Genomic DNA, 24,454 nt, shown 5'->3' on the forward strand with positions numbered 1-24,454 from the left:
ACGAGGCGCAAGCCGAACATCGAAACACGCCCCGCAGGCTAAAACGCTCAAAGCCTCCAGCGAAAAAAGCACATGCAGCAAAGCCCACCACCCCACCCAACCGCACATCCCAACACCTAGCCGACCACCTCATCCCCCTCCACCACCACCCGCTGCACCATCAACGCCCGGTCCAGCACCACATAATCCGCCCACGCCCCGATCCCCAGCCGCCCCCGATCCGCCACACCCAGGTATTCCGCCGGATAGCGCGACACCCGGTTGCTGGCGTCTTCCAGCGTCAGCCCGATGCCCACGAGGTTGCGTAATGCCACATCCATGGTCAGTGCGCTGCCCGCCAGCGTGCCATCAGGCAGCCGCACGCCACCCATGCATTTGGTAATCGTCCGGCCCTCATCCTTGCGATATTCGCCGTCGGGCAAGCCGGTGGCCACCGAGGCGTCGGTAACGCAATACAACCTGGGGATGGCGCGAAACGCCGTGCGCATTGCGCCGGGGTGTACGTGGATCAGGTCGGGGATCAGTTCGCTGTAATGCGCATGCGCCAGCGCCGCTCCCACCATGCCCGGGGCGCGATGGTTGAGTACCGACATCGCGTTATAGAGATGGGTGAACCCGGCCACGCCGTGCGCCAGCGCGGCCACGCCGTCTTCGTAACTGCCCAGGGAATGCCCGATCTGCACCCGCACGCCGCGCGCCGTCAGCGCCTGGATCACTTCCGCGTGGCCGGCCAGTTCCGGCGCCAACGTCAGCACGCGGACCGGCACTGCCGCCAGATATTGCTCAACCTCAGCCATGACCGCCGTGCGGGCATGCGCGGGCAAGCCGCCCAGACGTTCGCCGTTTACATAGGGGCCTTCCAGATGCACGCCCAGATAACGCGCAGCGCCTGCCGCTCGCTCCCGGATGGGCGCTGCCAGCGCCTGCAACGCGGCCAGTAAGCGGGCGTGCGGCGCATTGACTGTCGTCGCCAGCATCGAGGTGGTGCCGTGTTGCGCATGGCGTCGCGCAATCGCCACAGCGGCATCGGCACCGTCCATCACATTGTGGCCATCGGCCCCGTGCACATGCAGATCGACAAAGCCGGGCAGCACATAACCGTATGTATTGTTTGCAGGGTTTACTGGCGCGGCCTGGAGGGCGCTGATCCGACCGGCGTCGCTGGTCAGGGTGCCCAGGCGCCAGCCATCGGCGGTGAGGATATTCGCATAAGGTGAGGAAGACATCGCGGCTCCAGTAAAGCGGCGGCTTTCAGCATGCTGCCGCCGATGTTGCAAGATACATACGGGCTTCATTGTGACGGCCAAGCCACTTCTGCAAGTAAAAAAACGTTACAGCCGACGAAGCGTGTGCCAACACCAGCAAACGCTGGTTTTCTCATCAACCAGAGGGCGGTTTTGGGTTGCCCAATATTTAAGCAGGCGTTAGAATTCGCGCCTTTTCCGCACTCCAGGCACCCATGCAGATCGGGCCGTATTCCTTACGCAATAACCTGTTTGTCGCGCCCATGGCGGGGGTGACGGACCGGCCGTACCGGCAACTGTGCCGGCACTTTGGCGCGGGTTATGCGGTGTCAGAGATGATCACGGCCAATAACGCACTGTGGGATAACGCCAAAACGCGGCGGCGCATGGATCATGCGGGTGAGCCGGGGCCGATTGCAGTGCAGATTGCCGGGTCTGATCCGGCCATGCTGGCGCAGGCGGCGCGGCTGAACGTGGAACTGGGCGCGCAGATTATCGATATCAATATGGGCTGCCCGGCCAAAAAGGTCTGCAACAAGCTGGCGGGGTCAGCCCTGCTCAAAGATGAAGACCTGGTCGGCCAGATCCTTGATGCCGTGGTGGCAGCCGTAGATGTGCCGGTCACGCTCAAGACGCGGCTGGGTTTTTGTAATGGCCAAGAGAATATTTTGCGTGTGGCGCAACGCGCCGAAGCCGCCGGCATCGCCGCGCTGGCGGTGCATGGTCGCACGCGTGAAGACATGTATAACGGCGCTGCGCGCTATGAGCTGATCCGTCAGGTCAAGCAAAGCGTGGGCATTCCGGTAATTGCAAACGGCGATATTGATACGCCGCAAAAAGCGCGCGAAGTGTTGGCGCAAACTGGCGCAGATGCCGTCATGGTGGGCCGCGCGGCGCAAGGACGGCCGTGGTTGTTCAGAGAGATTGCGCATTTTCTGGACACCGGTGCGCTGTTGCCGCCGCCGCAAGTGAGCGAAATCCGCGATGTGCTGGATGGCCATCTGGATGAGCTGTACGCGTTTTATGGCGAGTACTCGGGTTGTCGCATCGCCCGCAAACATATCGCCTGGTATACCCGCGGCCTGCACGATGGCAACGCCTTCCGCCAGGCCATGTATCAACTGGACAGCACCGCCGCGCAACACGCTGCCGTGCGCCAGTATTTTGACGGACTGGCGCGTCGTGGCGAGCGCTTGCAATACGAAGACGAGAACACAAAGGACGCCGGCGATGATCTCGCCGACGCCGCGCTGGCGGCGTGAGCAACCGTCAGCAGGGTCGCGCCCCGGGTACGCTTTTGCACACTGCAAGCGGCCGCCGCGCACAGGTTTTAAACAAAGTAGCCGTGCGCCCAGCACAAATAAAACAGACCGGGCGCCGTTTGGGGAATGAGCAATGAATCAGCCAGCAGTACTTACCTTTACCAGCGAGATCGATCCGATTGCCGAGGCCATCCGTGCGTCTTTGCAGCAGTATTTTGATGATCTGGATGGTGAAGCGCCGTGCGCGTTGTATGAAATGGTGTTGTCGCGAGTGGAAAAACCGTTGCTTGAAATGGTGCTGGATCATGTAGCCGGCAACCAGACCCGTGCGGCCGATGTGTTGGGCATCAACCGTAATACCTTGCGTAAAAAGCTGCAGACCTACGACATGCTGTAACCGAGGGATCGCCACGCGGGCCCAGGCTGGCGCGGCGGACCACCGGAACGAGATCAAGATATTCCACCGGCTAGCCCGTGCCCGGTAGCCGACGCGGCATGTTTGTGCCGCGCTTCTTAGCCCCGCAGAAATCCAGGAAAAGCAAATGACCACCATCAAACGCGCGCTGATCAGTGTCTCGGACAAGACCGGCGTTCTCGAATTTGCCCAGGCACTGGCTGGCCACGGCGTTGAAATCCTGTCCACTGGCGGTACCGCCCGCCTGCTGGCCGATCACAACGTGCCGGTGATCGAAGTCGCTGATTACACCGGCTTCCCCGAAATGCTGGATGGCCGCGTCAAGACGCTGCATCCCAAAATCCACGGCGGCATTCTGGGTCGGCGCGATCTGCCGGCGCATGTGGCCATGATGTCCGAGCACGACATCGGCAATATCGATCTGGTCTGCGTCAACCTGTACCCGTTTGAAGCCACCATCGCGCGTCCCGATTGCACGTTTGAAGACGCCATCGAAAACATCGATATCGGTGGCCCGGCCATGGTGCGCTCCGCCGCCAAGAACCATGCGCATGTGGCCATCGTGACCGACGCCGCCGATTACGCGCCGCTGCTGGCCGAACTGGCCGCCAACCATGGCGCGCTGTCGTCAGCCACGCGCGTCAATCTGGCCAAAAAAGCCTTCAGCCATACCGCGGCGTATGACGGTGCGATCTCTAACTATCTGACCGCGCTGGCCGACAATGGCGAGAAAAAAGTGTGGCCGGATCGCCTCAATCTGCAATTCAGCAAAGTGCAGGACATGCGCTACGGCGAAAACCCGCACCAGTCCGCCGCTTTTTATCGCGATCTGGACCCGGCCGCGGGCAGTTTGTCCAGCTATGAACAACTGCAAGGCAAAGAACTGTCGTACAACAACATCGCCGACAGCGACGCCGCGTGGGAAGCCGTCAAACAGTTTGAAGAACCGGCCTGCGTGATTGTCAAACACGCCAATCCGTGTGGCGTAGCCATTGGCGCCGATGCCTTCAGTGCCTATCGTCTGGCGTTTGCCACTGATCCGACGTCAGCCTTTGGCGGGATCATTGCGTTTAACCGTGAAGTGGATGGCGACACCGTGCAAGCGGTCGCGGCGCAATTCCTTGAAGTACTGATTGCACCGTCGTACACCGCCGAAGCGCTGGCTTTGCTGGCAAAGAAGGTCAATGTACGGGTGCTGCGCGTGCCTTTGCTGGCGGGCGCCAACCACTTTGACGTCAAGCGCGTGGGCGGTGGCTTGCTGGTGCAGACGCCGGATCTGCACGCGCTGACACTGAATGATCTGAAAGTGGTCACCAAAAAAGCACCGACCCCGGCACAACTGGGTGATTTGCTGTTTGCCTGGCGCGTGGCCAAGTTCGTCAAGTCGAACGCCATCGTGTTCTGCGGCAAGGGGCAGACCCTGGGTATCGGCGCCGGTCAGATGAGCCGCGTTGATTCCACGCGCATTGCCGCCATCAAGGCGCGCAACGCCGGTCTGGAACTGCGTGGGTCGGTGGCGGCATCGGATGCGTTCTTCCCGTTCCGTGACGGGGTGGATGTCATCGCTGAAAATGGCGTATCCGCCATCATCCAGCCGGGTGGTTCGGTGCGCGACGAAGAAGTGATTGCCGCAGCCGATGAGCACGGCATTGCCATGGTGGTGACGGGCATCCGCCACTTCCGCCACTAAGCAGTCGTCTCTGCCGGGCGCCTGCCTCTGGTGTATCCATTACACGAGGCAGGCGGGCAGAGTGGAGTGCCTGCAAGCCGTGACATGTTTTTTTTTATAAAGAATCTTTATGAGAAAACATTGGCATGCAGGCGGGCTGCTCCTGAGCGCGCTGATTGCAAGTTCAAGCGCCCGCGCCATCGACTGTACGGGCATGGGTGACTGGATCAACGCGGCCTGTCAGCGCGTGGATAACACGGTGAGCAATGGCAGCCCCGATCTGTATTTCTCGGGTTACACGTGGCACGATCCGGCCACCTACGACGAAGAAAAACGCAAAACCTTTAATGATCATGCGTGGGGCCTGGGCTACGGTCGGCATACCACCGACGAGCATGGCAACGACGAAATCGTCTATGGCCTGGCGTTTTCAGATTCGCATTACAAGCCCGAACTGCTGGCTGGCTACGCAAAACTGTGGTTTGCCCCGGTCGCCGGGCAATGGGCCGTGGCGGCGGGGTATACCGCCGGGCTGACTTCGCGCCGCGATATTTTTGGCGGCATACCGTTTCCGATCGTGCTGCCGCTGGCTGCAGTGCGCTACGACAAGCTTTCGGTGATGGGCACCTTTATCCCCAAAGTGGGCGGTGGTTTCAATCACGGCAACGTCGCCTTCTTTTTCGGGCGTTACGAGTACTAATTAAAAAGCAGGGAAATCGAGATGAATGTGCTGGTAATCGGTAATGGCGGGCGGGAACACGCGCTGGCCTGGAAGTTGGCGCAATCCACGCGCGTGACCAAAGTATTCGTGGCGCCGGGCAATGCGGGCACCGCGCTGGAACCCGATCTGACCAATGTCGAAATCACCGACATTCAGGAACTGGTGGCCTTTGCGCAAAAAGAGCATGTGCAACTGACGGTGGTCGGCCCCGAAGCCCCGTTGTCGCAAGGCGTGGTGGATGCGTTCCGCGCGGCCGGCCTCAAGATCTTTGGCCCGGCCAAAGCGGCGGCGCAACTGGAAAGCTCCAAGGACTTTGCCAAGGCGTTCATGAAGCGCCACAACATCCCGACTGCTGATTACGAGACCTTCTCCGACGCCACCCAGGCGCATGCATATGTGGACGCCAAAGGCGCGCCCATCGTGATCAAGGCCGATGGCCTGGCCGCCGGCAAAGGCGTGGTGGTGGCGATGTCGCTGCAAGAAGCGCATGACGCCATCGACGCCATGCTGTCAGATAACAAACTGGGCGATGCCGGCGCGCGCGTGGTGATCGAAGAATTCCTCACCGGCGAAGAAGCCAGCTTTATTGTGATGGTGGATGGCAAGAACGTGCTGCCGCTGGCTTCGAGCCAGGATCACAAGCGCTTGCTCGACGCCGACGAAGGCCCCAATACCGGCGGCATGGGCGCCTATAGCCCGGCCCCGGTGGTGACGCCGGAAATCCACGCCAGGGCCATGCGCGAAATCATTCTGCCCACCGTGCAAGGCATGGCGCGCGACGGCATTGTCTACACCGGCTTTTTGTACGCCGGCCTGATGATCAGCCCGGATGGCGCGGTCAAAACGCTGGAATTCAATTGCCGCATGGGCGACCCGGAAACCCAGCCCATCATGCTGCGCCTGAAGAGCGATCTGGTGCCGCTGGTGGAGCACGCTGTGAATGGCACGCTGGATAAAGCCGAAGTGGAATGGGATCGCCGCGTGGCGCTGGGCGTGGTGATGGCTGCGGCCAATTACCCGGACACCCCGCGCAAAGGTGACGTCATCCGCAATCTGCCCGCTGCGGCCGATGATGGCCACGTGTTCCACGCCGGTACGTCGCTAAATGCCGATGGCGCGCCACAAACCAGCGGTGGCCGCGTGTTGTGTGTAACGGCGTTTGGCGAGAACTTTGCCGCTGCGCAAAAGCGCGCTTATGAATTGCTGGCAGGCATTGAATTTGATGGCGCGCAATTCCGTCGCGATATTGGCTGGCGGGCCATAGGCCGCGCACCTAAGGCGCAGGCGTAAGCTTTAGCAGCAATTATTGATAGTAGTCACAACGCCCGGACTACCTTGGCCGGGCGTTGACCGACATCAAAGTCGGGGGCGCTCACGGCTCGCATTATGCTCATTCTGAGAATCATTCTTATTTGTGAGCCGCCCAATGTCCTCTTTGCTCGCCCTGCCATTGCACCAGTCCGCCACGGTGCTCGATCTGGCTACCCCCGTTGAGTTAACCCGCCGCCTTGCGGCCATGGGCTTGCGCCATGGTTGCCAGGTCACCGTCTTGCGCAAAGCCGGTTGGCACGGACCGTTGCAGATCCGCGTCGATAGCCATACCGAGCTGATGCTACGCCGCGTCCATGCGGCCTTTATTACGGTGAGCGACGAGGTGACCTTATGAGCGGCCCGCGTCAAATCGCGCTGGTGGGCATGCCCAATACCGGCAAATCCACCTTGTTTAATCGGTTGACTGGCGGCAATGCGCGCGTGGCCAACTGGCCGGGGCTGACGGTGGAACTGGCCACCCAGCGCGTGTTGTTGGGCGCGCAGATGGCACGGCTGGTCGACTTGCCGGGCATTTATGATCTAAGCGGTGGCGCCGAGGATGAGCGCGTGGCGCAGCAGTTTCTGGCCGCCACGCCCTTGCATGCGCTGGTGGTGGTGCTGAATGCCAGCCAGCTGGCACGGCAGTTGGCGCTGGTATTGCAACTTAAAGCGCTGGGCGCGCCCTTGTTGGTGGTGCTGAATATGCGCGACGAAGCGCGCCAGGCCGGCATCGAAATTGACGTACCCGGCCTGGCCGCCCAGCTTGGTTGCGCGGTGCTGGCGGTATCGGCCCGGCTGGGAGAGGGGATCGCCGAATTGCGCCAGGCGCTGGCGCGGATGCTGGAGGTGCCATCGCATCAGCCGCTCGATCTGGCCCACGCCACCCCGGCTGCCGACTGGCATGCCGCCGAAGTCGAATTGTGGCGCAAACATGTACGTCATCCGCCCACGCTGGCCGCAGGCCCGACCGCGCGCATCGATCACTGGATTCTGCATCCGGCCGCCGGGCTGCCGCTGTTTGTGCTGACCATGTTTGCGCTGTTCCAGCTCACCTTTACCCTGGGCACCCCCTTGCAGGACTGGATAGGCGATCTGTTCAGCTGGTTTCGCAGCGCCGCGCTGCAACCCGCGCTAGCGCATGCACCCCCGTTGCTGCAGGGCATCTTGCTGGATGGTCTGTATGACGGCGTCAGCACGGTGATGTCGTTTGCGCCGCTGATCCTGCTGTTCTTTATGCTGATGGCGGTGATCGAAGATTCCGGCTACTTTGCCCGCGCCGCTTTCATGATGGACGGGCTGATGAGCCGGGTGGGGCTGGATGGACGCGGCTTTGTCATGCTGATGATGGGCTTTGGCTGCAATGTGCCCGCGCTGATGGGTACGCGGGTGATCCGCGATCCACGTGGGCGGCGTTTGACCATGCTGACCATCCCGTTTGCCTTGTGCTCGGCGCGCTTGCAGATCTTTCTGTTTTTGACTGCGGCGTTGTTTACCCAGAGCCAGGCGCCGTGGGTGCTGACCGGGCTGTATCTGATCAGCCTGCTGGTGGCGCTGGGCACGGCATGGTTGTTGCGCGGTCGGCAGATGTGCAGCGAGCCGTTTGCGCTGGAATTACCGCCTTACCGTCTGCCTTTATGGCGCCAGATGTTTGCCCGTGGCTGGGGGGAATGCCGCTCGTTTCTGCAAATGGCTTCGACCATGATCGTGGCGGGCGTGGTGCTGGTCTGGTTTCTCACCCATTACCCCGACGCGCATAACAGCTTTGCCGAAATGCTGGCGCGGGCCATGGCGCCGGTGCTGACACCGATCGGCATCCAGTCCGAAATGGCAGTGGCCTTGATCTTTGGCTTTGTCGCCAAAGAAGTGGTGCTGGGCGCGCTGGCCGTGATTACCGGTACCGAAGGTGCGGCGTTGGCGCATCACCTGGCGGGCAGCATGGATCATCTGGCCGCGCTGTCTTTCATGCTGTTTTCGTTGATTTACGTGCCGTGCGTAGCCACCATCGCCACCCTGCGCAAAGAGTCGAAAAGCAACTGGTTTGCTGCGGGATCAGTGGCGTGGTCGCTAGGGCTGGCGTGGGTGTTGTGCTTTGTGTTTTACCAAAGCGCGCGCTGGTTCTTTGGCTAGCCGGGGTGGCCACGGCTCAAGTGCTTTCGCGCACCTGCAGGCTAAAGCCCAGATCGCGACCCGGGGCGGGCGGGGTTTTGCCGGACATCAAATCCAGCAACATCCCGGCCGCAGCATGGCCGATGTCGTACCGCGGCGTGCGGATGGTGGTCAGCGTGGGCGTGGCCCAGGCGGCGCCATCCAGATCATTGAAGCCCGCCACCGCCAGCCGCTGCGGCACGGCAATGCCGTTGCGCTGGCAATAGGTCAACACACCCAGCGCCAGGTCATCATTGCAGCAAAACACCGCATCAATCTCCGGATGTTCTTGCAAGGCCGTGGCAATCATTTGCGCGCCGAGGCCAATGCCGGAATGTTCTGGCGTCAGCCATTCCAGGTCCTGGCGATAAATGCCCGCCTGTTGCAAGGCCTGACGATAACCAGCGGCGCGTTGCAACACGCGCTCATCCAGGCGCGCGCCAAAAAACGCGACGTTGCGATAACCGCGCGCCAGCAAATGTCGCGTCAGCGTATCGCCCGCCTCTTGCTGCGAGAAGCCTACGCAATAACGCTCGGCTTGCGGATCCAGCCCCATCATATGCACGACTGGAATCTGCAATTTATCCAGCCACGTGCGCATGCCTGCCGTCTGCCGCAGGCCGGTCAGCAAAATGCCATCCGGCGCGTGCGACAGATAGGTGCGCAGCAAGCGCTCTTCACGCGCGTCGTCGTAGCCGGTATTGCCGATCAGGATTTGATAGTGATGCGGGTCCAGCACGTCATTGATGCCCGCCAGGGTATCGATAAACACGGTATTGGACAGCGACGGAATCAGCACCACCACGGTCTGCGAGCGCGACGACACCAGCGTGCGCGCCGAGCGATTGGGTACATAGCCCAACTCATCGACGGCCGCCAGGATGCGTGCGCGTACGGCCTCGGACACCCGCTCGGGCGTATTCAATGCCCGCGAAACGGTAATGGCGCTAACGCCCACTTGCGCTGCGACATCATGCAGCGTGGCGGCACGCGAGGCGCGTGGTTTGGGTTTTCTGGGCATGCGGTGCTTCTATTTCAGTCTGGTTAAAACAGCGCGGCAAGCATACCGCAAACCGCCCACGGATCGCCGCCACACGTGCTGGCATCAGGTTATTCATTTATTGATGCGGTGGTGGCTGTTAACGTTAACATCAGTGCCAATGTAGTCGAAAATTTCTGACAACATCACTGCGCAGCATCAGTTGATCGCTGCGCCCACCGCCCATATCGCGTGCTCGCCACGCAGACCGGAGTCGCAAGCAATGGCAAACCTTAAATCTACCCTGTGTGCGCTGGCCGTTTGCAGCCTGGGTGCAACGGCCGTGCAGGCCGCAGATGTTGAAGTGCTGCATTACTGGACCTCGGGCGGCGAAGCCAAGGCCGCGGGTGAGCTGAAAAAAATGCTCGAAGCCAAGGGCGATCACTGGAAAGACTTTGCCGTGGCGGGGGGCGCCGGCGAAAACGCGATGACCGCGCTCAAGACCCGGGTCGTCTCGGGCAACCCACCGGCGGCGGCGCAACTCAAAGGCCCGGCGATTCAGGAATGGGGCGATCAGGGCGTGCTGGTGTCGATTGATGACGTCGCCAAAAAAGACAACTGGGACAAAGTATTGCCGCCGGTCGTGGCCAACGTCATGAAATACAAAGGCCAATACGTGGCTGCGCCGGTTAATGTGCACCGCGTTAACTGGCTGTGGATTAACGCCGATGCGCTCAAAAAAGTGAACGCCAAAGCGCCGACCACCTGGGACGAATTCTTCAAGACCGCCGACGCGCTGCAAAAAGCCGGCATCCAGCCCGTCGCCATCGGCGGCCAGTCGTGGCAAGAAGCAGAATTACTCGAAACCGTGGCGTTGGGCGTCGGCGGTGCGGACTTCTACAAAAAAGCCTTTGTAAAGCTGGACCAATCGGCGCTGAAAGGCCCGACCATGATCAAAGTGCTGGAATCCTATCGCAAAGTGAAGGGCTACACCGACAAGGCCAATGCGGGCCGCGACTGGAATCTGGCCACGGCCATGGTCATTAACGGCAAGGCAGCCATGCAGTTTATGGGGGATTGGGCCAAGGGCGAGTTCAGCGTGGCGGGCAAGCGCGCGGGCGTGGATTATCTGTGCGTGGCCGCGCCGGGCAGCGCCGGTGCGTATACGTTTAACGTCGATTCGTTTGCCTTCTTCAAGCTGAAAGACAAAGACGCCGCCAAAGGCCAACGCGACCTGGCAGGCTTGCTGATGAGCCCGGAATTCCAGGAAACATTTAACTTGTACAAAGGCTCGATTCCAGCGCGCCAGGGTATGGATCTGAGCAAGTTTGACGAGTGCGGCAAAAAGTCGGCCGAAGACTTTAAAGCTGCCGCCGCCAAAGGCACGCTGGTGCCGAGCTGGGCGCACGATATGGCGATTTCGCCTGCCGTGGAAGGCGCAATTTATGACGTGGCCGGGCAGTTCTGGAACGATGACAGCATGAGCCCGCAAGCTGCGGCCGAGAAGATTGCGGCGGCAGCGCTGACCAAATAAACCCCCAAGGTTTATCGCAATAAAAAACGGGCGCGTCGTGGATGACGCGCCCGTTTTTATTGCAGGCAACGCTTACTGTACGGCGCTGCGGCTAAACTGGCCCGGACGGAAACCCAGCGCGCCCAGCGTGCCGAAATACGCCAGCAACCCCGCCGCAACCAGCACGCCCAGTCGCGCAATCCGGATCGGCATCAGGCCGGTATCCCACGCGGGCATCAGCCACATCACAGCGCCCAGTACCGCCGCCATCACCACCACACCCATCACCAGCTTGAGCATGAACAGCGCCCAGCCCGGCTGCGGCGTAAAGATGTTTTTGCGGCGCAGTTGCCAGTACAGCAGGCTGGCGTTGCAACATGCGCCCAGACCAATCGCCAGCGCCAGGCCCGCGTGTTGCAGTTTCCAGATAAAGGCCAGGTTCATCAGCTGGGTAAACACCAGCGTAATCACCGCCATCTTGACCGGCGTTTTGATGTCCTGCCGTGCATAGAAGCCAGGCGCCAGGATCTTGACCATGATCAGACCGATCAAGCCCACCGCATAGGCGATCAGCGCTTGCTGGGTCATCCAGGCATCGAACGCGCCAAACTTTTGATATTGGAACAGCGACGATACCAGCGGCCCGGAAATCACTGCCAAAGCCACGGCCGACGGCAAAGCCAGCAGCATGCACAAACGCAAACCCCAATCGAGCAGGCGCGAATATTCTTCCGGGCTTTTGCTGGCATGTGCCTTGGCCAGCGATGGCAACAGGATGGTGCCCAGCGCCACGCCCAGCACGCCGGTGGGAAATTCCATCAAACGGTCCGCGTAATACATCCACGAAATCGAACCGGGGCGCAGCCACGAGGCAAAGATGGTGTTGATCAGCAAAGAAATCTGCCCCACCGACACGCTGAAAATCGCTGGCCCCATTTGCCGTAGCACGCGCCAGACGCCGGCGTCCTTGAATTGCAAACGCGGCAGGACCAGCATGCCAATCTTTTTGAGATGCGGCAGTTGATAGCCCAATTGCAGTATGCCGCCCGCAATCACCCCCCACGCCAGCGCCACAATCGGCTGCGCGAAATGCGGCGCTATCACCAGGGCAAAAAAGATTTGCGAGACATTCAGCAAGGTCGGCGCAAACGCGGGCACGGAAAAGCGGTTCCAGGTGTTGAGTATGCCGCCCGCTAATGACGCCAGCGAAATCAGAAAAATATACGGAAAGGTAATGCGCAGCAGGTGCACCGTCAGATCAAAGCGTTCGGGCGTATTGGCAAAACCAGGCGCGGTAATCCACAGCACGATGGGTGCGCCGATAATGCCGAGCACGGTGACTACGGCCAGCACCAAGGTCAGCAGGCCGGCGATATACGAGACGAAAATGCGCGTGGCTTCTTCGCCTTGCGTGTTTTTGTATTCGGCCAGGATGGGCACAAAGGCTTGTGAAAATGCGCCTTCAGCAAAAATACGTCGCAGCAGGTTGGGCAGTTTGAAGGCCACGTTGAAGGCATCGGTGGCCATGGTGGCGCCAAACATGCGGGCCACGATGGCATCACGCGCAAAGCCAAGCACGCGCGAGGCCAGCGTCATGGAACTGGTGGTGGCCAGCGATTTGAGCAGATTCATAGACGGGTTTATCTGTGGAGGGCGTTTTGATATGAAGGTCGCATCATATCGAATGTGGGGTGCAACAGAGAAGTTGCATTGCGCTGCCAGCTCCGCTAGAATCGGCGGTTTCCGAATTGGCCTCAGCCCGTTGCTGTAGCAGTTTCGGGTAACCAAAGATATCGTCAGGAGTTAGAACACATGGCAAACAGCGCCCAAGCCCGCAAGCGTGCGCGTCAGGCCGAAGTGGCCCGTCAACATAATGCTAGTCAGCGTTCGGCATTCCGCACTGCGGTCAAGAAGGTGCTGAAGGCTGTTGAAGCTGGCGACAAGGCCGCTGCTCAAATCGTTTACCAGGCTTCGGTAAGCACGATTGACAGCCTCGCCGACAAGAAGATCTTCCACAAGAACAAGGCAGCTCGTCATAAGAGCCGTCTGTCTGCTGCAATCAAGGCCATGGCTGTTTGATTGTTGTAGCTGGAAGCTTCACAAAAAACCCGCTCCGGCGGGTTTTTTTACGTCCATTACATAGGGTGGGTCTAGACCCACCATTCAAAGCCATTTCCAAAAACACATACGCTGGCGGGCCAAGTTGCCACTTTGGGTGGTGGGTCTAGACCCACCATTCAAAGCCATTTCCAAAAACGCATACGCTAGTGGGCCTGGTCGCCACCTTGAGTGGTGGGTCTAGACCCACCATTCAAAGCCATATCCAGAAACGCATACGCTGGTGGGCCTGGTTGCCACCTTGGGTGGTGGGTCTCGACCCACCCTATGCTCACAGCCAGTTTTTGACAGCCCGCGCCACGTCATCTGCTACGCGCTGGTCCACGCAATCCACCGGCGTTACATCGTCCATACCGCGCAGCCACGTCAGCTGGCGCTTGGCCAACTGCCGGGTGGCGGCGCTGCCTTTGTCTTCCAGCGTCTGCAGATCAAACAGGCCGTCCAGATATTCCCATGCCTGGCGATAGCCGACGCAGCGCATCGACGGCAGCTCCAACGACAGCGCGTACTGCCGCCGCAGATCGCTCACTTCATCCAGCAAACCATCGTCCAGCATCTGGCTAAAGCGCTGGTTGATGCGGCCATGCAGCACGCTGCGGTCGCTCGGAATCAGGCCCAGCTTCAGCAAGCGATAGGGTAGCGGGGCGGCGGCGGGGGCCGCCAGCAGCGTCGACATCGGCTGGCCGCTGAGCATGCACACTTCCAGCGCGCGGCCGATGCGCTGGCTGTCGCCCGGCTCCAGCCGTGCTGCGGTAATCGGATCAAGCTGCGCCAGGCGCGCGTGCAGCGCAGGCCAACCGTGTTCAGCTGCGTCGGCTTCCAGTTGCACGCGCAATGCCGCGTCGGCTTGTGGCAGATCATGCATGCCATGTTGCAGCGTATTGAAATACAGCATGGTGCCGCCCACCAGCACCGGCACTTTGCCGCGCGCGGTGATCTCGGCCATCAAGGCCAGCGCATCCTCGCGAAAGCGCGCGGCGGAATAACTGGCTTCGGGCGAAATAATGTCGATCAGATGATGTGGTGCCCGCGCCAGTTCTTGCGGCGTGGGCTTGGCGGTGCCGACATCCATATCGCGGAATACCAACGCTGAATCGACCGAAATCAATTCCACCGGCAGACCGCTGCTGACCAGTTCAATGGCTGATGCGGTTTTGCCGCTGGCAGTGGGGCCCATCAAGAAAATGGCAGTAGGCAGTTGCGACATCAGGCGCGCGCTCGTCGACGGGAAATCGTGGATAAAACCATGCTGGTGCCCATGGCGATCAGCGCAGCGGGAATCGCGGCCCAGCCGCCCATAAGCTGAGCCAGCGCGGGCAAGGCCAGAAAGCACAGGCCAAAGCCGATCAGGCCGGTCAGAAAGCCGCGTAATTGAAACAGCAAGGCATTGCGATCGCCGCTGAGCATGGTAAACGCCGGGATAACCGTGGCGGCAACCGGCCCGCCCGAAAGCACCCCGGTGAGCGATTGGCCCAAGGTTTGCGACAAGCTGCTCAGCCCGGCCACCAGGACAAAGGCTGCGGCCATGCGGATGGCCAGTTCGGAGTGCGGCATAGGCGCGCCACGCGGCAAACCCGTGGGGCGCGGCAGCAATTTGATGGCCAGTGCCAATGCGCCCAGCGCGCTGATACAAACCCACTGCTGCTGCGCCAGACCAGTCAGCGCCAAAGTCACGGCCACCGCCAGATAGGCCAGCCAGCCGCAGAGCAAACTGCCGCGCCAGCCCAGACGGCCAAAGGTATAGCCGAGCGCCAGCATATACACAGCGTTGGCCCATAAACCCGAAGGCGCCGAGCGGGCGGTGGCCAGTGCGTAGTCCTGCCCAAAGGCCAGCCACAGCGCCAGCGTCACGCAGCCGGCCACCAGCGGCAAGCCGCCGATCATGCCCGCCACATTCGGGCCCCAGCGTTTGCCGGCCAGGCTGGCCAGGCCAATCACGATGGGGCCAGCCAGCAACTTGGTCGCCAGCGCCAGGCTCATTACTGGCCTCGCATAAACAGTTTGTCCAGATCGTGCATGCCGAGGCGGAACCAGGTGGGCCGGCCGTGATTGCATTGGCCCGAGCGCTCGGTGGCTTCCATTTCGCGCAGCAGGGCGTTCATTTCCGGAATGGTCAGCGCACGGTTGGCGCGCACGGCGCCGTGGCAAGCCATGGTCGCCAGCAACTCGTTCTGGCGCCCGGTCAGCATCTGGCTGGCGCCAACTTCGCGCACGTCCTTGATCACCGAGCGTGCCAGTTCCACCGCATCGGCGTCTTTCAACAACATCGGAATGCCGCGGATCGCAATCTGGGTGGGTGAGGCCACCGATAAATCAAAGCCGATTTTGCTGAATGCATCGGCGTTGTCTTCGACGGTGGCCACCTCAAAGCGATCCGCACTGAACAGATGCGGGATCAGCAAGGGCTGCATGGGCATTTGTTCAAGATCAAGCGCGTTCTTGAGCTTCTCGTAAACCACGCGTTCGTGTGCCGCATGCATATCGACCACCACCATGCCTTCGGCCGCCTGCGCCAGGATGTACACGCCGTGCAATTGCGCTAGCGCAAAGCCCAGTGGCGGAATGCCGTCTTCGCTGTCTGCCGGCATGACGCGGGGTGGCGTATAAGCGGGGCGAGTGGATGGGGTGGGCGCAAACCCGTTTGCGGTAAACATGGGGGCGGGCGCGCTGCTGGCTGCGCCGGGCTCAGCGGCGGGGTCGCGGCGCAGATCACCAAACATACGGTCATACATCGCCATCGGCTCACGCACCACGCCCATCGGCATCGGCTGTTGCCGCCACGGCGTTTGTTGCGGCGCTGCGGCGGGTGCAATGGGGGCGGGGGCGGGGGCGGGGGCGAGTTCGCTCAGGTGCGATGCCGCAGGCGCAACCAGCAATTCGCCGGTTTCCGGGTCGATGCCGGCCGGTACTTGCCCGGCGCGGGTAGTGGCCAGCGCTTTCTTCAGGCTGGTCAGCAGAAAACGGTAGATGGCTTGCGATTCGCGGAAGCGCACTTCGATCTTGGTTGGATGCACGTTGACGTCCACGCCTTCCGGATCAAGCTCAAGGAACAAACACCAACTGGCGTGACGGTCATGGTGCAGCACGTCGCGATAGGCTTCGCGTAATGCGTGGGCAATGACCTTGTCGCGCACAAAGCGGCCGTTCACAAAAAAGTACTGCGCGTCACGGCTCGCCTTGGATTGGGTGGGGCTACCGGCCAGACCCCACAAGCGCAGCGGGCCTGCCGCTTCGTCGATTTGCACCGCGTGCAGCGCAAAATCATCGCCCAACAAGGCGGCGCAACGCTTGTGTACGTCGCCACGCATCACACGCAGATTGGCGCGGCTGTTATGGATCAGGGTGAACTGTTTGTCCGGATTGGCCAGCGCCAGGCGCGTGACCATGTCTTCGCAATGCGCAAATTCGGTACTGTCGGATTTAAGAAACTTACGCCGGGCGGGGGTCTGGTAATACAGATCGTGCACTTCGATAGTGGTGCCGACCGCAAGGGCGGCCGGTTCCGGCTCATGCAAGCGGCCATGATCGGATTCCACCCGCCACGCATGCGGCGCGCCATCAAAGCGGCTGGTCAGCGTCAGGCGGCTGACCGAAGCAATCGAGGCCAGGCCTTCGCCGCGGAAACCCAGCGTGGCCACCTTCTGCAAATCATCAAAGTCGCGGATCTTGCTGGTGGCGTGGCGATGCAAGGCCAGCGCCAGATCATCGCGCTCGATGCCATGGCCGTCGTCGATCACCTTGATCAACTTGGTGCCGCCAGCAATCAGCTCGATGCCGATGTTTTCCGAACCGGCATCCAGGCTGTTTTCCAGCAGTTCTTTCAGCGCGGAAGCAGGCCGTTCAACCACTTCGCCGGCAGCGATCTGGTTAACCAGTTGATCAGATAAAAGCTGTATGCGCGGCATGGGCGAGGGCAGGCGGGGAAAGGTGAGGATTATATCAGTGCCAGACTGAATCCACGTTTCGCCCGCCCGCGCTGCGCTCAACTGCGGCGCAGCGGTGCCCAGCCTTCGATCAGGTTTTCGCCCTCAAACGCGGCCACCTGCGCCAGTTTGGTCCGGGCGGGGGGCGGGTTTTTGACGAAGTAACGCTTGATGCCGTTATGCAGCGCCGAGGCCATCTTGACCTGATAAGCGTCGTCGATCAGCTTCTGTTCTTCGGCCGGGTTAGAGATAAACGCGGTTTCGACCAGGATCGACGGGATATCCGGCGCTTTGAGCACGGCAAAACCGGCTTGCTCGACCGAGCCTTTATGTAGCCGGTTGAGCGAACCCAGTTCGTTCAGCATGGCTTTGCCAAATTTCATGCTGTCGTTGAGCGTGGCGGTCTGGGTCAGGTCCATCAGCGTGTGCGCCAGATACTTATCTTGCGTGCTGATTTTGACGCCCCCGATCAGATCGGCATCGTTTTGCGTTTGCGCCAGCCACTTGGCTGCGGTACTGGTCGCGCCCTTGTCAGACAACACAAATACCGAAGAACCGCTGGCGTCGGGCCGGATAAACGCATCGGCATGAATAGACACAAACAAATCCGCTTGTACTGCACGGGCCTTTTTGACACGCACGCCCAGCGGCACAAAGAAATCGGCGTCGCGCGTCATCACCACGCGAATATTGGGTTCGCCTTCGAGCAAGCCTTTGAGCTTGCGCGCAATCGACAACACCACCGTTTTCTCGTAATTGCCTTGCGGACCTACCGCACCGGGGTCTTCGCCACCGTGGCCCGGATCCAGCACCACCGTAATCAGCCGGTCCACCTTGAGCTTGCTGCGATCCACCGGCTGGCCGGTTTCGGCTTTGGCGATGGCGTCGCGATTGTCCTGCGCGCTCTGGTCCAGCGGATCCGGCTGGCTGGCCGCTTGCGCTGACTTGCCCGGATTGCTTTGCGGCGCGCTGGTTTTGTCGTCCAGCTTGAGATTGGCGGGCGCTTGCGCGTTGTCGCCATTGTTCTGGTCATCCAGAAACGCCAGCAACGGGTCTTTCTGCACCGTTGGGTACAGATCGATCACCAGGCGGTATTTATATTCAGCCACCGGGTCGAGCGTAAATACCTGCGGCTTGACCTCGGATTTGAGGTCAAGCACCAGCCGCACCGTGCCCGGCTTGAAGCGGCCAGCGCGGAGCAGTTTGATGTAGGGGTCGTCCTGGCCCACCTTGCCTTCGAGCTTTTGCAATTCGGCATTCAGGTCGACGCCTTCCAGATCGACCACCAGTCGGTCCGGATTCTTGAGCGAAAATTGTTTGAAAGCGAGTGGCGACGTGGCCTCGATAGTGACGCGGGTATACGCCTGGGCGGGCCAGACGCGCACCGAAACCACATCGGCATTGGCGGCCGCGCGGGCCATGCCTACTGGCACAACGCTTAAAACCAACGACGAAACCGCCGCACGCAAGACGCGTCGGCGGGCATTATCTGGGGTCAGGACGGGGTGGCGAGTTGCTCGAGACATGCCGAACCGGTCTCCGTAAGTGCTTGAATTTCAATGTTTCTGCCGTCGTGATGCGGCGTTAGTGTAACCATCAGGTCGGGTGCGGGCAGCAGGCCGCGGGCTTGATCGGCCCATTCGATCACGCAAATGGACTGCTCATTAAAGTAATCGCGAAAGCCTGCATCGACCCATTCCATCGGGTCTTGAAATCTATATAAATCAAAATGATACAAGTTTAAATTAGAAACAGCATAAGGTTCAACCAGCGTGTAAGTGGGGCTCTTCACGCGCCCGGCATAACCAAGCGCTCGCAGCAGGCCACGGGTGAGCGTGGTTTTGCCCGCGCCCAGGTCGCCTTGTAAAAAAATGACCACGCCGCCGTGCAGCACGCCCGCCAGTTCGGCCCCGATGGCCAGCGTGGCGTTTTCGTCAGGCAAAAAGCGGCATGCAGTATCATTTGCCTTATGCAAAATGAATTCCCCTCTGTTGATTCCGGCGGTCTGGACCTGACCGCGCTGGCGGCCCGCATCAAAGCGTGGGCGCAAGAACTGGGCTTTGCGCGCGCGGCGATTACGGGCACCGATTTGTCCCATGCCGAGCCGGCATTGACCGCATGGCTGGCGGCCGGGTTCCACGGCGAGATGGATTATATGGCACGCCACGGCCTGACACGCGCGCGGCCCGCAGAACTGGTGCCGGGCACGGTGTCGGTGGTGAGTGTATTCATGCCCTATCTGCCGGCGGGCACCTCCAACGCCGAGACCATCTTGCAGGATGGCAACAAGGCCTATCTGTCGCGTTATGCTCTGGGCCGCGATTATCACAAGGTTTTGCGCAACCGGCTGCAAAAACTGGCTGAACGCGTCCAGGCCGAAATCGGGCCGTTTGGTTTCCGCGCCTTTGTTGATTCCGCACCGGTGCTGGAAGTCGAACTGGCCAAACAAGCTGGCCAGGGCTGGCGCGGCAAGCACACGCTTTTGCTCAATCGCGAATATGGTTCCTTCTTTTTTATCGGCGAGTTGTTCACCGATCTGCCGCTGCCGCCCGACCCGCCGCAGCCCGATGAACATTGCGGCCGTTGCACTCGCTGCATCAGCGCCTGTCCCACCGGCGCCATCGTCGCGCCGTACAAGGTTGATGCGCGTAAATGCATCTCCTACCTTACTATCGAGTTAAAGGGCAGTATTCCAGATGAATATCGCCCCCTGATTGGCAACCGGGTGTATGGCTGCGATGACTGCCAACTGGTGTGTCCGTGGAACCGCTTTGCCGTGAATAGCAAAGAGGCCGATTTTGCGGTACGGCATGGGCTGGATGATGTCTCGCTGGTGGAGCTGTTTGGCTGGGACGAAGCCACCTTCCGTGAGCGCATGGCGGGCAGCGCCATTCTGCGTATCGGCCATGAGCGCTGGTTGCGTAATCTGGCGGTTGGTTTAGGCAACGCGCCGACCAGCCCTGAAATTGTTTCTGCTTTGCAATCCCGCATCGATGACCCCAGCGAACTCGTGCGCGAGCACGTGGCGTGGGCCTTGAACAGGCATGCTGCATGAACCCAACTCTCCAGCCCCAGGGCGACACCGCCCTGGTCCTGACTGTGTCTACCGCCCTGGCGGACCAACAACGTTTGTGGCGCATGCAGCGCGTGCTGCAACAACGCCATCCCGACTGGTGGCAAGTGCTGGGCGTGGGCAACCTCACGGTGCGCTTTGACCCGCTGACCACCGACGCCGGTTTGATCGAACAAGGCATGCAAAGCGCCTGGACCGACAGCCGCGACGCCGAACCCGTGCGCGGCCAGCGCCACGATATTCCGGTGCATTACGGCGGCAAGGCGGGGCCGGATCTGGCTGCGGTGGCCGAGTTCAGCGGGCTGACGCCGCAGCAGGTAATCGAATTGCATGCGGCGCAGGATTACGCGGTGTATTGCATCGGCTTTCTGCCGGGCTTTCCGTATCTGGGCGGGCTGGATGAACGTCTGATCATTCCGCGCCGCGCCAGACCACGGCAAAAAGTCCCGGCCGGATCGGTCGGTATTGGCGGGATGCAGACCGGGATTTATCCCTGCGCATCACCGGGCGGCTGGCATCTGATCGGCCGGACCGACACGCGCTTGTTTGATGTGACACAAATGCCACCCGCCTTGTTGGCCCCCGGCGATACGCTGCGGTTTGTCCCCAGCACGGAGGCCGCCGCGTGAGCTTGCGTATTGTTAAAACCGGGCCGCAATGCAGCGTGCAGGATCTGGGCCGCTTTGGCACCAGCCAATGGGGCGTGCCGGTGGGCGGCGTGATGGATATCCCCGCCTTGCTGGTGGGTAATTTACTGGTGGGCAACGCGCCGGAACTGGCGGCGATCGAAATCACGCTGGGCGGCCTGCAGGTACGCTTCATGCGCGATGCCGTCATTGCCATCACCGGGGCCCGCGTGGCGGCCACGCTGGATAAGCAGCCAGTGCAGTGCTGGCGCAGCGTGCCGGTACGCCAGGGCCAGACTCTGGCGTTGGCCTGGGCGGAACACGGCGCGCGTAGCTATCTGTGCGTGAGTGGCGGCATCGATGTGCCGGTGGTGTTGAATGCGCGTGCGACCGATCTGTCCAGTGGATTCGGTGGTTTTGAAGGGCGTGCGCTCAAGGTGGGTGATGTGGTGCCGCTGGGTGCCTGGGAGGGGCATGCGCCGCAAGCCAGCGTGCGGGCGCCCGAGCGCGGCGAAGTTCTGCGCATTTTGCCCGGCACGGAATGGAATGCCTTTAGCCCGGCCGCGCAGAAAGCCTTGGTTTCCGAGCCCTGGCGTGTCACGCAAGATGCCAATCGCATGGGGGCGTGGCTGGCTGGGCCAGATCTCAGCCTTGATCCGCCACTGGATTTGCCGTCGCACTCGGTGCAACGCGGCGTCATTCAGGTTCCGCCTTCGGGCCAGCCCGTGCTGTTGCTGCCCGATGCGCAAACCACGGGCGGTTATCCCAAAATTGCCCAGGTCATCCGTGCCGATATCTGGCGCATGGGGCAGTTCCGGCCCGGCGACAGTATCCGCTTTGTGGAAGTGACGCTGCCGCAAGCGCTGGCCGCCTTGCAGGCGCAGCGACAATGGCTGGTGCAAATCGAAAACCAACTGAAGTGGCGCATCCAATGAAGATCGATCTGAATGCCGATCTGGGCGAAGGCTATCCCTACGATGCAGCGCTGATGGCGCTGATCAGCTCGGCCAATATCGCCTGTGGCGGTCATGCGGGGGATGCGGTTTCGATGCGGCAAACCGTGCGGCTGGCGCTGGCTCATGGCGTGCGCATCGGTGCGCATCCCAGCTATCCAGACCGCGAGCATTTTGGCCGCCGCAGTCTGGCGCTCAGTCACGAGGCTTTGCAAGCCAGCCTGGTCGCACAGATTGCGGCCTTGCGCGCCATCTGCCACGACGAGGGCGCCACGCTCAGTTACGTTAAAGCGCACGGCATGTTGTATAACGACGCGGCGCGTGATCTGGAGCTCGCGGATTGCCTGTTGCATGCGGTAGCGGAAGTGGACGCCAGCCTGCATATCATGGCGCTGGCCGGCAGCGCCTTTGCGCGCCATGCCGCGCATATGGGCTGGCATGTGATCGAAGAGGGGTTTGTCGATCGTGCGTATACCGATGCCGGCCACCTGGTGCCACGGGACCAGCCCGGCGCGCTGCTCAGTGATGATGCGGCCGCGCTGCAACAGGCGCTGGCGCTGGCTTGCGGGCAGGTCCGGACGCAAAGTGGCAGCACCCTGGCGCTGCGGGTGGATAGCCTGTGCTTGCATGGTGATAACGCCCACGCACTCGATTTTGCCCGGCTTGTACACGCACAATTGCGCGAAACAGCCGTGTAAAAGTAACAATTTACGTTTTGTGATGGGGATAGTCCGGCGCGTTCCAGGGCCGTGATCCGGACAATTGCGAATATTGCAATGTCATAAAACGGTCCCCCATCATGAGCAACGTCGATATCACGCTGGACGACGCGCCCGTTTCCATCGCGCCGCAAGCCGCGGCGCATTCTGCGGCCAGCGGCCATCCCAAAGGTCTCTATCTGCTGTTCGCCACAGAGATGTGGGAGCGCTTTTCTTATTACGGCAATCGGGCGTTGCTGGCGCTGTTCATGGTTAACGCGCTGCTGTTCGACAAGCAGTTTGCCGCCTCGCTGTATGGCAAATACACCGGTCTGGTCTACCTGGCACCCTTGATCGGCGGCTACGTGGCAGATCGGTGGTGGGGCAATCGCCGCTCGATTCTGCTGGGTGGGCTGGTGATGGCGGCGGGGCAGTTCGTCTTGTTCTGGGCGGGCAGCAGTCTGGATAACGCCGCCCTGGCGCGGGGACTGTTCTATTGCGGCCTGGGTCTGATCGTGGCCGGTAACGGCTTTTTTAAACCGAATATTTCCAGCATGGTTGGCCAGTTGTATCAGGCCAATGACCGGCGCAAAGACGCGGCTTATACGATCTTTTATATGGGCATCAACCTTGGCTCGTTTATCGCACCCTTGCTTTGCGGCTATCTGGGCGATACCGGCAAGGCGGGCGATTATCGTTGGGGCTTTCTGGTGGCGGGTGTCGGCATGTTGCTGTCGCTGGTGGTGTTTGGCGCCTTCCATAAAAAATATCTGCGTGCGCCCGATGGCACGCCGGTCGGCGTGGCGCCCCAGCCCGTGGCCAAGGGCGAACAGCGTGCACCCGCCGCACCGCTGACGCTGGCCGAGAAGCAACGCATGATCGTCATCGGCGTGATTTCTTTCTTTGTCATTTTCTTCTGGTCAGCGTTTGAGCAAGCGGGCGTGTCGCTGACGTTCTTTGCCGAAGAAGCCACCGACCGCATGCTGTTCGGTTACCAGATCCCCACCTCGTGGTTCCAGTCGCTCAATCCGGTTTTTGTGCTGGTGTTTGCCCCGTTGATGGCGCAGTTATGGAGCGTGCTGGGGCGGCGCAACCACGAACCCGCCTCGCCCACCAAAATGGCGTGGGGCCTGATCCTGCTGGCCATCGGCTATCTGATCATCGGCTTTGGCGTCAAGGATATGTCGGCCAGTGTCAAAGCCAGCATGTTCTGGCTGGTCGCCATGTACGCCATGCACACGCTGGGCGAACTGTGTCTGTCACCCATCGGCTTGTCCCTGGTCAACAAGCTGGCGCCCGCGCGGTTTGCCTCGCTGATGATGGCGGTGTGGTTTACCGCTAATGCTGCGGCCAACTGGTTTGCCGGCATCCTGGCGGGCTTTTATCCCGACGGCGGCCGCGTGCCCACTTTTCTCGGCTTTCAGATTACCGGCCTGCATGAGTTCTTTATGCTGTTTGTGGCGATGGCTTTCGCCGCAGGCGCGATTTTGCTGCTGCTGACCCGGCCGCTGCAAAAGATGATGCACGGCGTGCGCTAAAGCCGGACCGGATGGGCGGGTGCTGCAACAGCGCCCGCATCTGCTTCTTGCCTTGGGCAGCACCGGCGGGCTACATTACGTTGTCATTTTTACCAGACGATACGACCCTGACCATGCCTTGCGCCTGTTTCTCTTCTGCCTCTGCCTTGCCGCTCGCGGCGGGTGTGGCTGCGCACGTTGCAACAGGCCTCAATGGTTCCAATAAATCGAAAAAACGGATGCTCCGCTGACGGACTTCCGGGTTCCGTCGCGTGAGCGCCGACGGA

22 protein-coding genes are annotated in these 24,454 nt (G+C 60.9%); 14 read left to right on the forward strand and 8 right to left on the reverse strand.

What is annotated here, in order from left to right; genetic code table 11:
* Positions 1–116 precede the first annotated feature (116 nt).
* Positions 117–1,226 carry an N-acetylglucosamine-6-phosphate deacetylase gene (gene nagA / locus ACYQ1A_RS18920; protein ID WP_499364563.1) on the reverse strand — a complete coding sequence of 370 codons (1,110 nt, stop codon included), beginning with the start codon at positions 1,224–1,226 and terminating at the stop codon, positions 117–119.
* A gap of 233 nt (positions 1,227–1,459) precedes the next feature.
* Here nagA and dusB point away from each other — a divergent pair, with 233 nt between their 5' ends.
* From dusB to feoB, 7 genes are all read left to right on the forward strand, one after another.
* The gene (gene dusB / locus ACYQ1A_RS18925) at positions 1,460–2,506 is read left to right on the forward strand and encodes a tRNA dihydrouridine synthase DusB (RefSeq protein WP_499364565.1); all 1,047 of its coding nucleotides are present in this window, start codon (positions 1,460–1,462) and stop codon (positions 2,504–2,506) included.
* 133 nt (positions 2,507–2,639) lie between these two features.
* Positions 2,640–2,903 (forward strand): DNA-binding transcriptional regulator Fis, encoded by a 264-nt coding sequence (fis, locus tag ACYQ1A_RS18930; protein ID WP_053937566.1) that lies wholly within the window; start codon positions 2,640–2,642, stop codon positions 2,901–2,903.
* Between the two features lie 145 nt (positions 2,904–3,048).
* On the forward strand, positions 3,049–4,611 hold the full coding sequence (gene purH / locus ACYQ1A_RS18935; RefSeq protein ID WP_499364570.1) for a bifunctional phosphoribosylaminoimidazolecarboxamide formyltransferase/IMP cyclohydrolase: 1,563 nt from the start codon (positions 3,049–3,051) through the stop codon (positions 4,609–4,611).
* Positions 4,612–4,720: 109 nt separating this feature from the next.
* The gene (locus ACYQ1A_RS18940) at positions 4,721–5,290 is read left to right on the forward strand and encodes a lipid IV(A) palmitoyltransferase PagP (RefSeq protein ID WP_499364574.1); all 570 of its coding nucleotides are present in this window, start codon (positions 4,721–4,723) and stop codon (positions 5,288–5,290) included.
* A 21-nt stretch (positions 5,291–5,311) separates the two neighbouring features.
* Complete coding sequence (purD, locus tag ACYQ1A_RS18945; protein ID WP_499364576.1) at positions 5,312–6,601, forward strand: phosphoribosylamine--glycine ligase; 1,290 nt, start codon at positions 5,312–5,314, stop codon at positions 6,599–6,601.
* Positions 6,602–6,737: 136 nt separating this feature from the next.
* Positions 6,738–6,977 (forward strand): FeoA family protein, encoded by a 240-nt coding sequence (locus ACYQ1A_RS18950; protein WP_499364578.1) that lies wholly within the window; start codon positions 6,738–6,740, stop codon positions 6,975–6,977.
* On the forward strand, positions 6,974–8,749 hold the full coding sequence (feoB, locus tag ACYQ1A_RS18955) for a ferrous iron transport protein B (protein ID WP_062223372.1): 1,776 nt from the start codon (positions 6,974–6,976) through the stop codon (positions 8,747–8,749). Before ACYQ1A_RS18950 ends, feoB begins: the two co-directional genes overlap by 4 nt.
* A 16-nt stretch (positions 8,750–8,765) precedes the next feature.
* Here feoB and gntR read toward each other — a convergent pair whose 3' ends face one another.
* Positions 8,766–9,788: an HTH-type transcriptional regulator GntR gene (gene gntR, locus ACYQ1A_RS18960; protein ID WP_499364581.1), complete on the reverse strand. Its 1,023-nt coding sequence runs from the start codon at positions 9,786–9,788 to the stop codon at positions 8,766–8,768.
* A 241-nt stretch (positions 9,789–10,029) separates the two neighbouring features.
* Here gntR and ACYQ1A_RS18965 point away from each other — a divergent pair, with 241 nt between their 5' ends.
* Positions 10,030–11,280, forward strand: a complete 1,251-nt coding sequence (locus tag ACYQ1A_RS18965; RefSeq protein ID WP_499364583.1) for an ABC transporter substrate-binding protein — start codon at positions 10,030–10,032, stop codon at positions 11,278–11,280.
* A 72-nt stretch (positions 11,281–11,352) separates the two neighbouring features.
* Here the strand turns inward: ACYQ1A_RS18965 and murJ are convergent, their stop codons facing one another.
* The gene (gene murJ / locus ACYQ1A_RS18970) at positions 11,353–12,891 is read right to left on the reverse strand and encodes a murein biosynthesis integral membrane protein MurJ (protein WP_499364585.1); all 1,539 of its coding nucleotides are present in this window, start codon (positions 12,889–12,891) and stop codon (positions 11,353–11,355) included.
* A 180-nt stretch (positions 12,892–13,071) separates the two neighbouring features.
* Between murJ and rpsT the strand changes: the two genes are divergently transcribed.
* Complete coding sequence (gene rpsT, locus ACYQ1A_RS18975) at positions 13,072–13,338, forward strand: 30S ribosomal protein S20 (RefSeq protein WP_062223370.1); 267 nt, start codon at positions 13,072–13,074, stop codon at positions 13,336–13,338.
* Between the two features lie 310 nt (positions 13,339–13,648).
* Here rpsT and miaA read toward each other — a convergent pair whose 3' ends face one another.
* The 5 genes from miaA to tsaE form a co-directional block, all read right to left on the reverse strand.
* A complete protein-coding gene (gene miaA / locus ACYQ1A_RS18980) occupies positions 13,649–14,584 on the reverse strand; it encodes a tRNA (adenosine(37)-N6)-dimethylallyltransferase MiaA (RefSeq protein WP_499364589.1) in 936 nt (311 codons plus the stop codon).
* The gene (locus tag ACYQ1A_RS18985) at positions 14,584–15,357 is read right to left on the reverse strand and encodes a hypothetical protein (RefSeq protein ID WP_499364591.1); all 774 of its coding nucleotides are present in this window, start codon (positions 15,355–15,357) and stop codon (positions 14,584–14,586) included. The genes miaA and ACYQ1A_RS18985 overlap by 1 nt, the downstream gene beginning before the upstream one ends.
* A complete protein-coding gene (gene mutL / locus ACYQ1A_RS18990) occupies positions 15,357–17,282 on the reverse strand; it encodes a DNA mismatch repair endonuclease MutL (RefSeq protein ID WP_499364594.1) in 1,926 nt (641 codons plus the stop codon). The genes ACYQ1A_RS18985 and mutL overlap by 1 nt, the downstream gene beginning before the upstream one ends.
* A 77-nt stretch (positions 17,283–17,359) precedes the next feature.
* Entirely contained in the window at positions 17,360–18,721 is a 1,362-nt protein-coding gene (locus ACYQ1A_RS18995; RefSeq protein WP_499364598.1) for an N-acetylmuramoyl-L-alanine amidase, read from the reverse strand.
* A gap of 74 nt (positions 18,722–18,795) precedes the next feature.
* The gene (gene tsaE, locus ACYQ1A_RS19000) at positions 18,796–19,275 is read right to left on the reverse strand and encodes a tRNA (adenosine(37)-N6)-threonylcarbamoyltransferase complex ATPase subunit type 1 TsaE (RefSeq protein WP_499364602.1); all 480 of its coding nucleotides are present in this window, start codon (positions 19,273–19,275) and stop codon (positions 18,796–18,798) included.
* On the opposite strand from tsaE, the gene queG reads away from it, so the two are divergent.
* The 5 genes from queG to ACYQ1A_RS19025 all read left to right on the forward strand — a co-directional run bounded on the left by queG (position 19,270) and on the right by ACYQ1A_RS19025 (position 24,188).
* Positions 19,270–20,355 carry a tRNA epoxyqueuosine(34) reductase QueG gene (gene queG, locus ACYQ1A_RS19005; RefSeq protein ID WP_499364605.1) on the forward strand — a complete coding sequence of 362 codons (1,086 nt, stop codon included), beginning with the start codon at positions 19,270–19,272 and terminating at the stop codon, positions 20,353–20,355. The two genes, tsaE and queG, sit on opposite strands and share 6 nt — an antisense overlap.
* On the forward strand, positions 20,352–21,002 hold the full coding sequence (gene pxpB, locus ACYQ1A_RS19010; RefSeq protein ID WP_499364609.1) for a 5-oxoprolinase subunit PxpB: 651 nt from the start codon (positions 20,352–20,354) through the stop codon (positions 21,000–21,002). Before queG ends, pxpB begins: the two co-directional genes overlap by 4 nt.
* The gene (locus tag ACYQ1A_RS19015) at positions 20,999–21,934 is read left to right on the forward strand and encodes a 5-oxoprolinase subunit C family protein (RefSeq protein WP_499364613.1); all 936 of its coding nucleotides are present in this window, start codon (positions 20,999–21,001) and stop codon (positions 21,932–21,934) included. The genes pxpB and ACYQ1A_RS19015 overlap by 4 nt, the downstream gene beginning before the upstream one ends.
* A complete protein-coding gene (locus ACYQ1A_RS19020) occupies positions 21,931–22,650 on the forward strand; it encodes a 5-oxoprolinase subunit PxpA (RefSeq protein WP_499364617.1) in 720 nt (239 codons plus the stop codon). The genes ACYQ1A_RS19015 and ACYQ1A_RS19020 overlap by 4 nt, the downstream gene beginning before the upstream one ends.
* Before the next feature lie 101 nt (positions 22,651–22,751).
* The gene (locus tag ACYQ1A_RS19025) at positions 22,752–24,188 is read left to right on the forward strand and encodes a peptide MFS transporter (protein WP_499364619.1); all 1,437 of its coding nucleotides are present in this window, start codon (positions 22,752–22,754) and stop codon (positions 24,186–24,188) included.
* Positions 24,189–24,454: the final 266 nt, after the last annotated feature.

This window comes from Silvimonas sp. JCM 19000, from assembly GCF_054652575.1.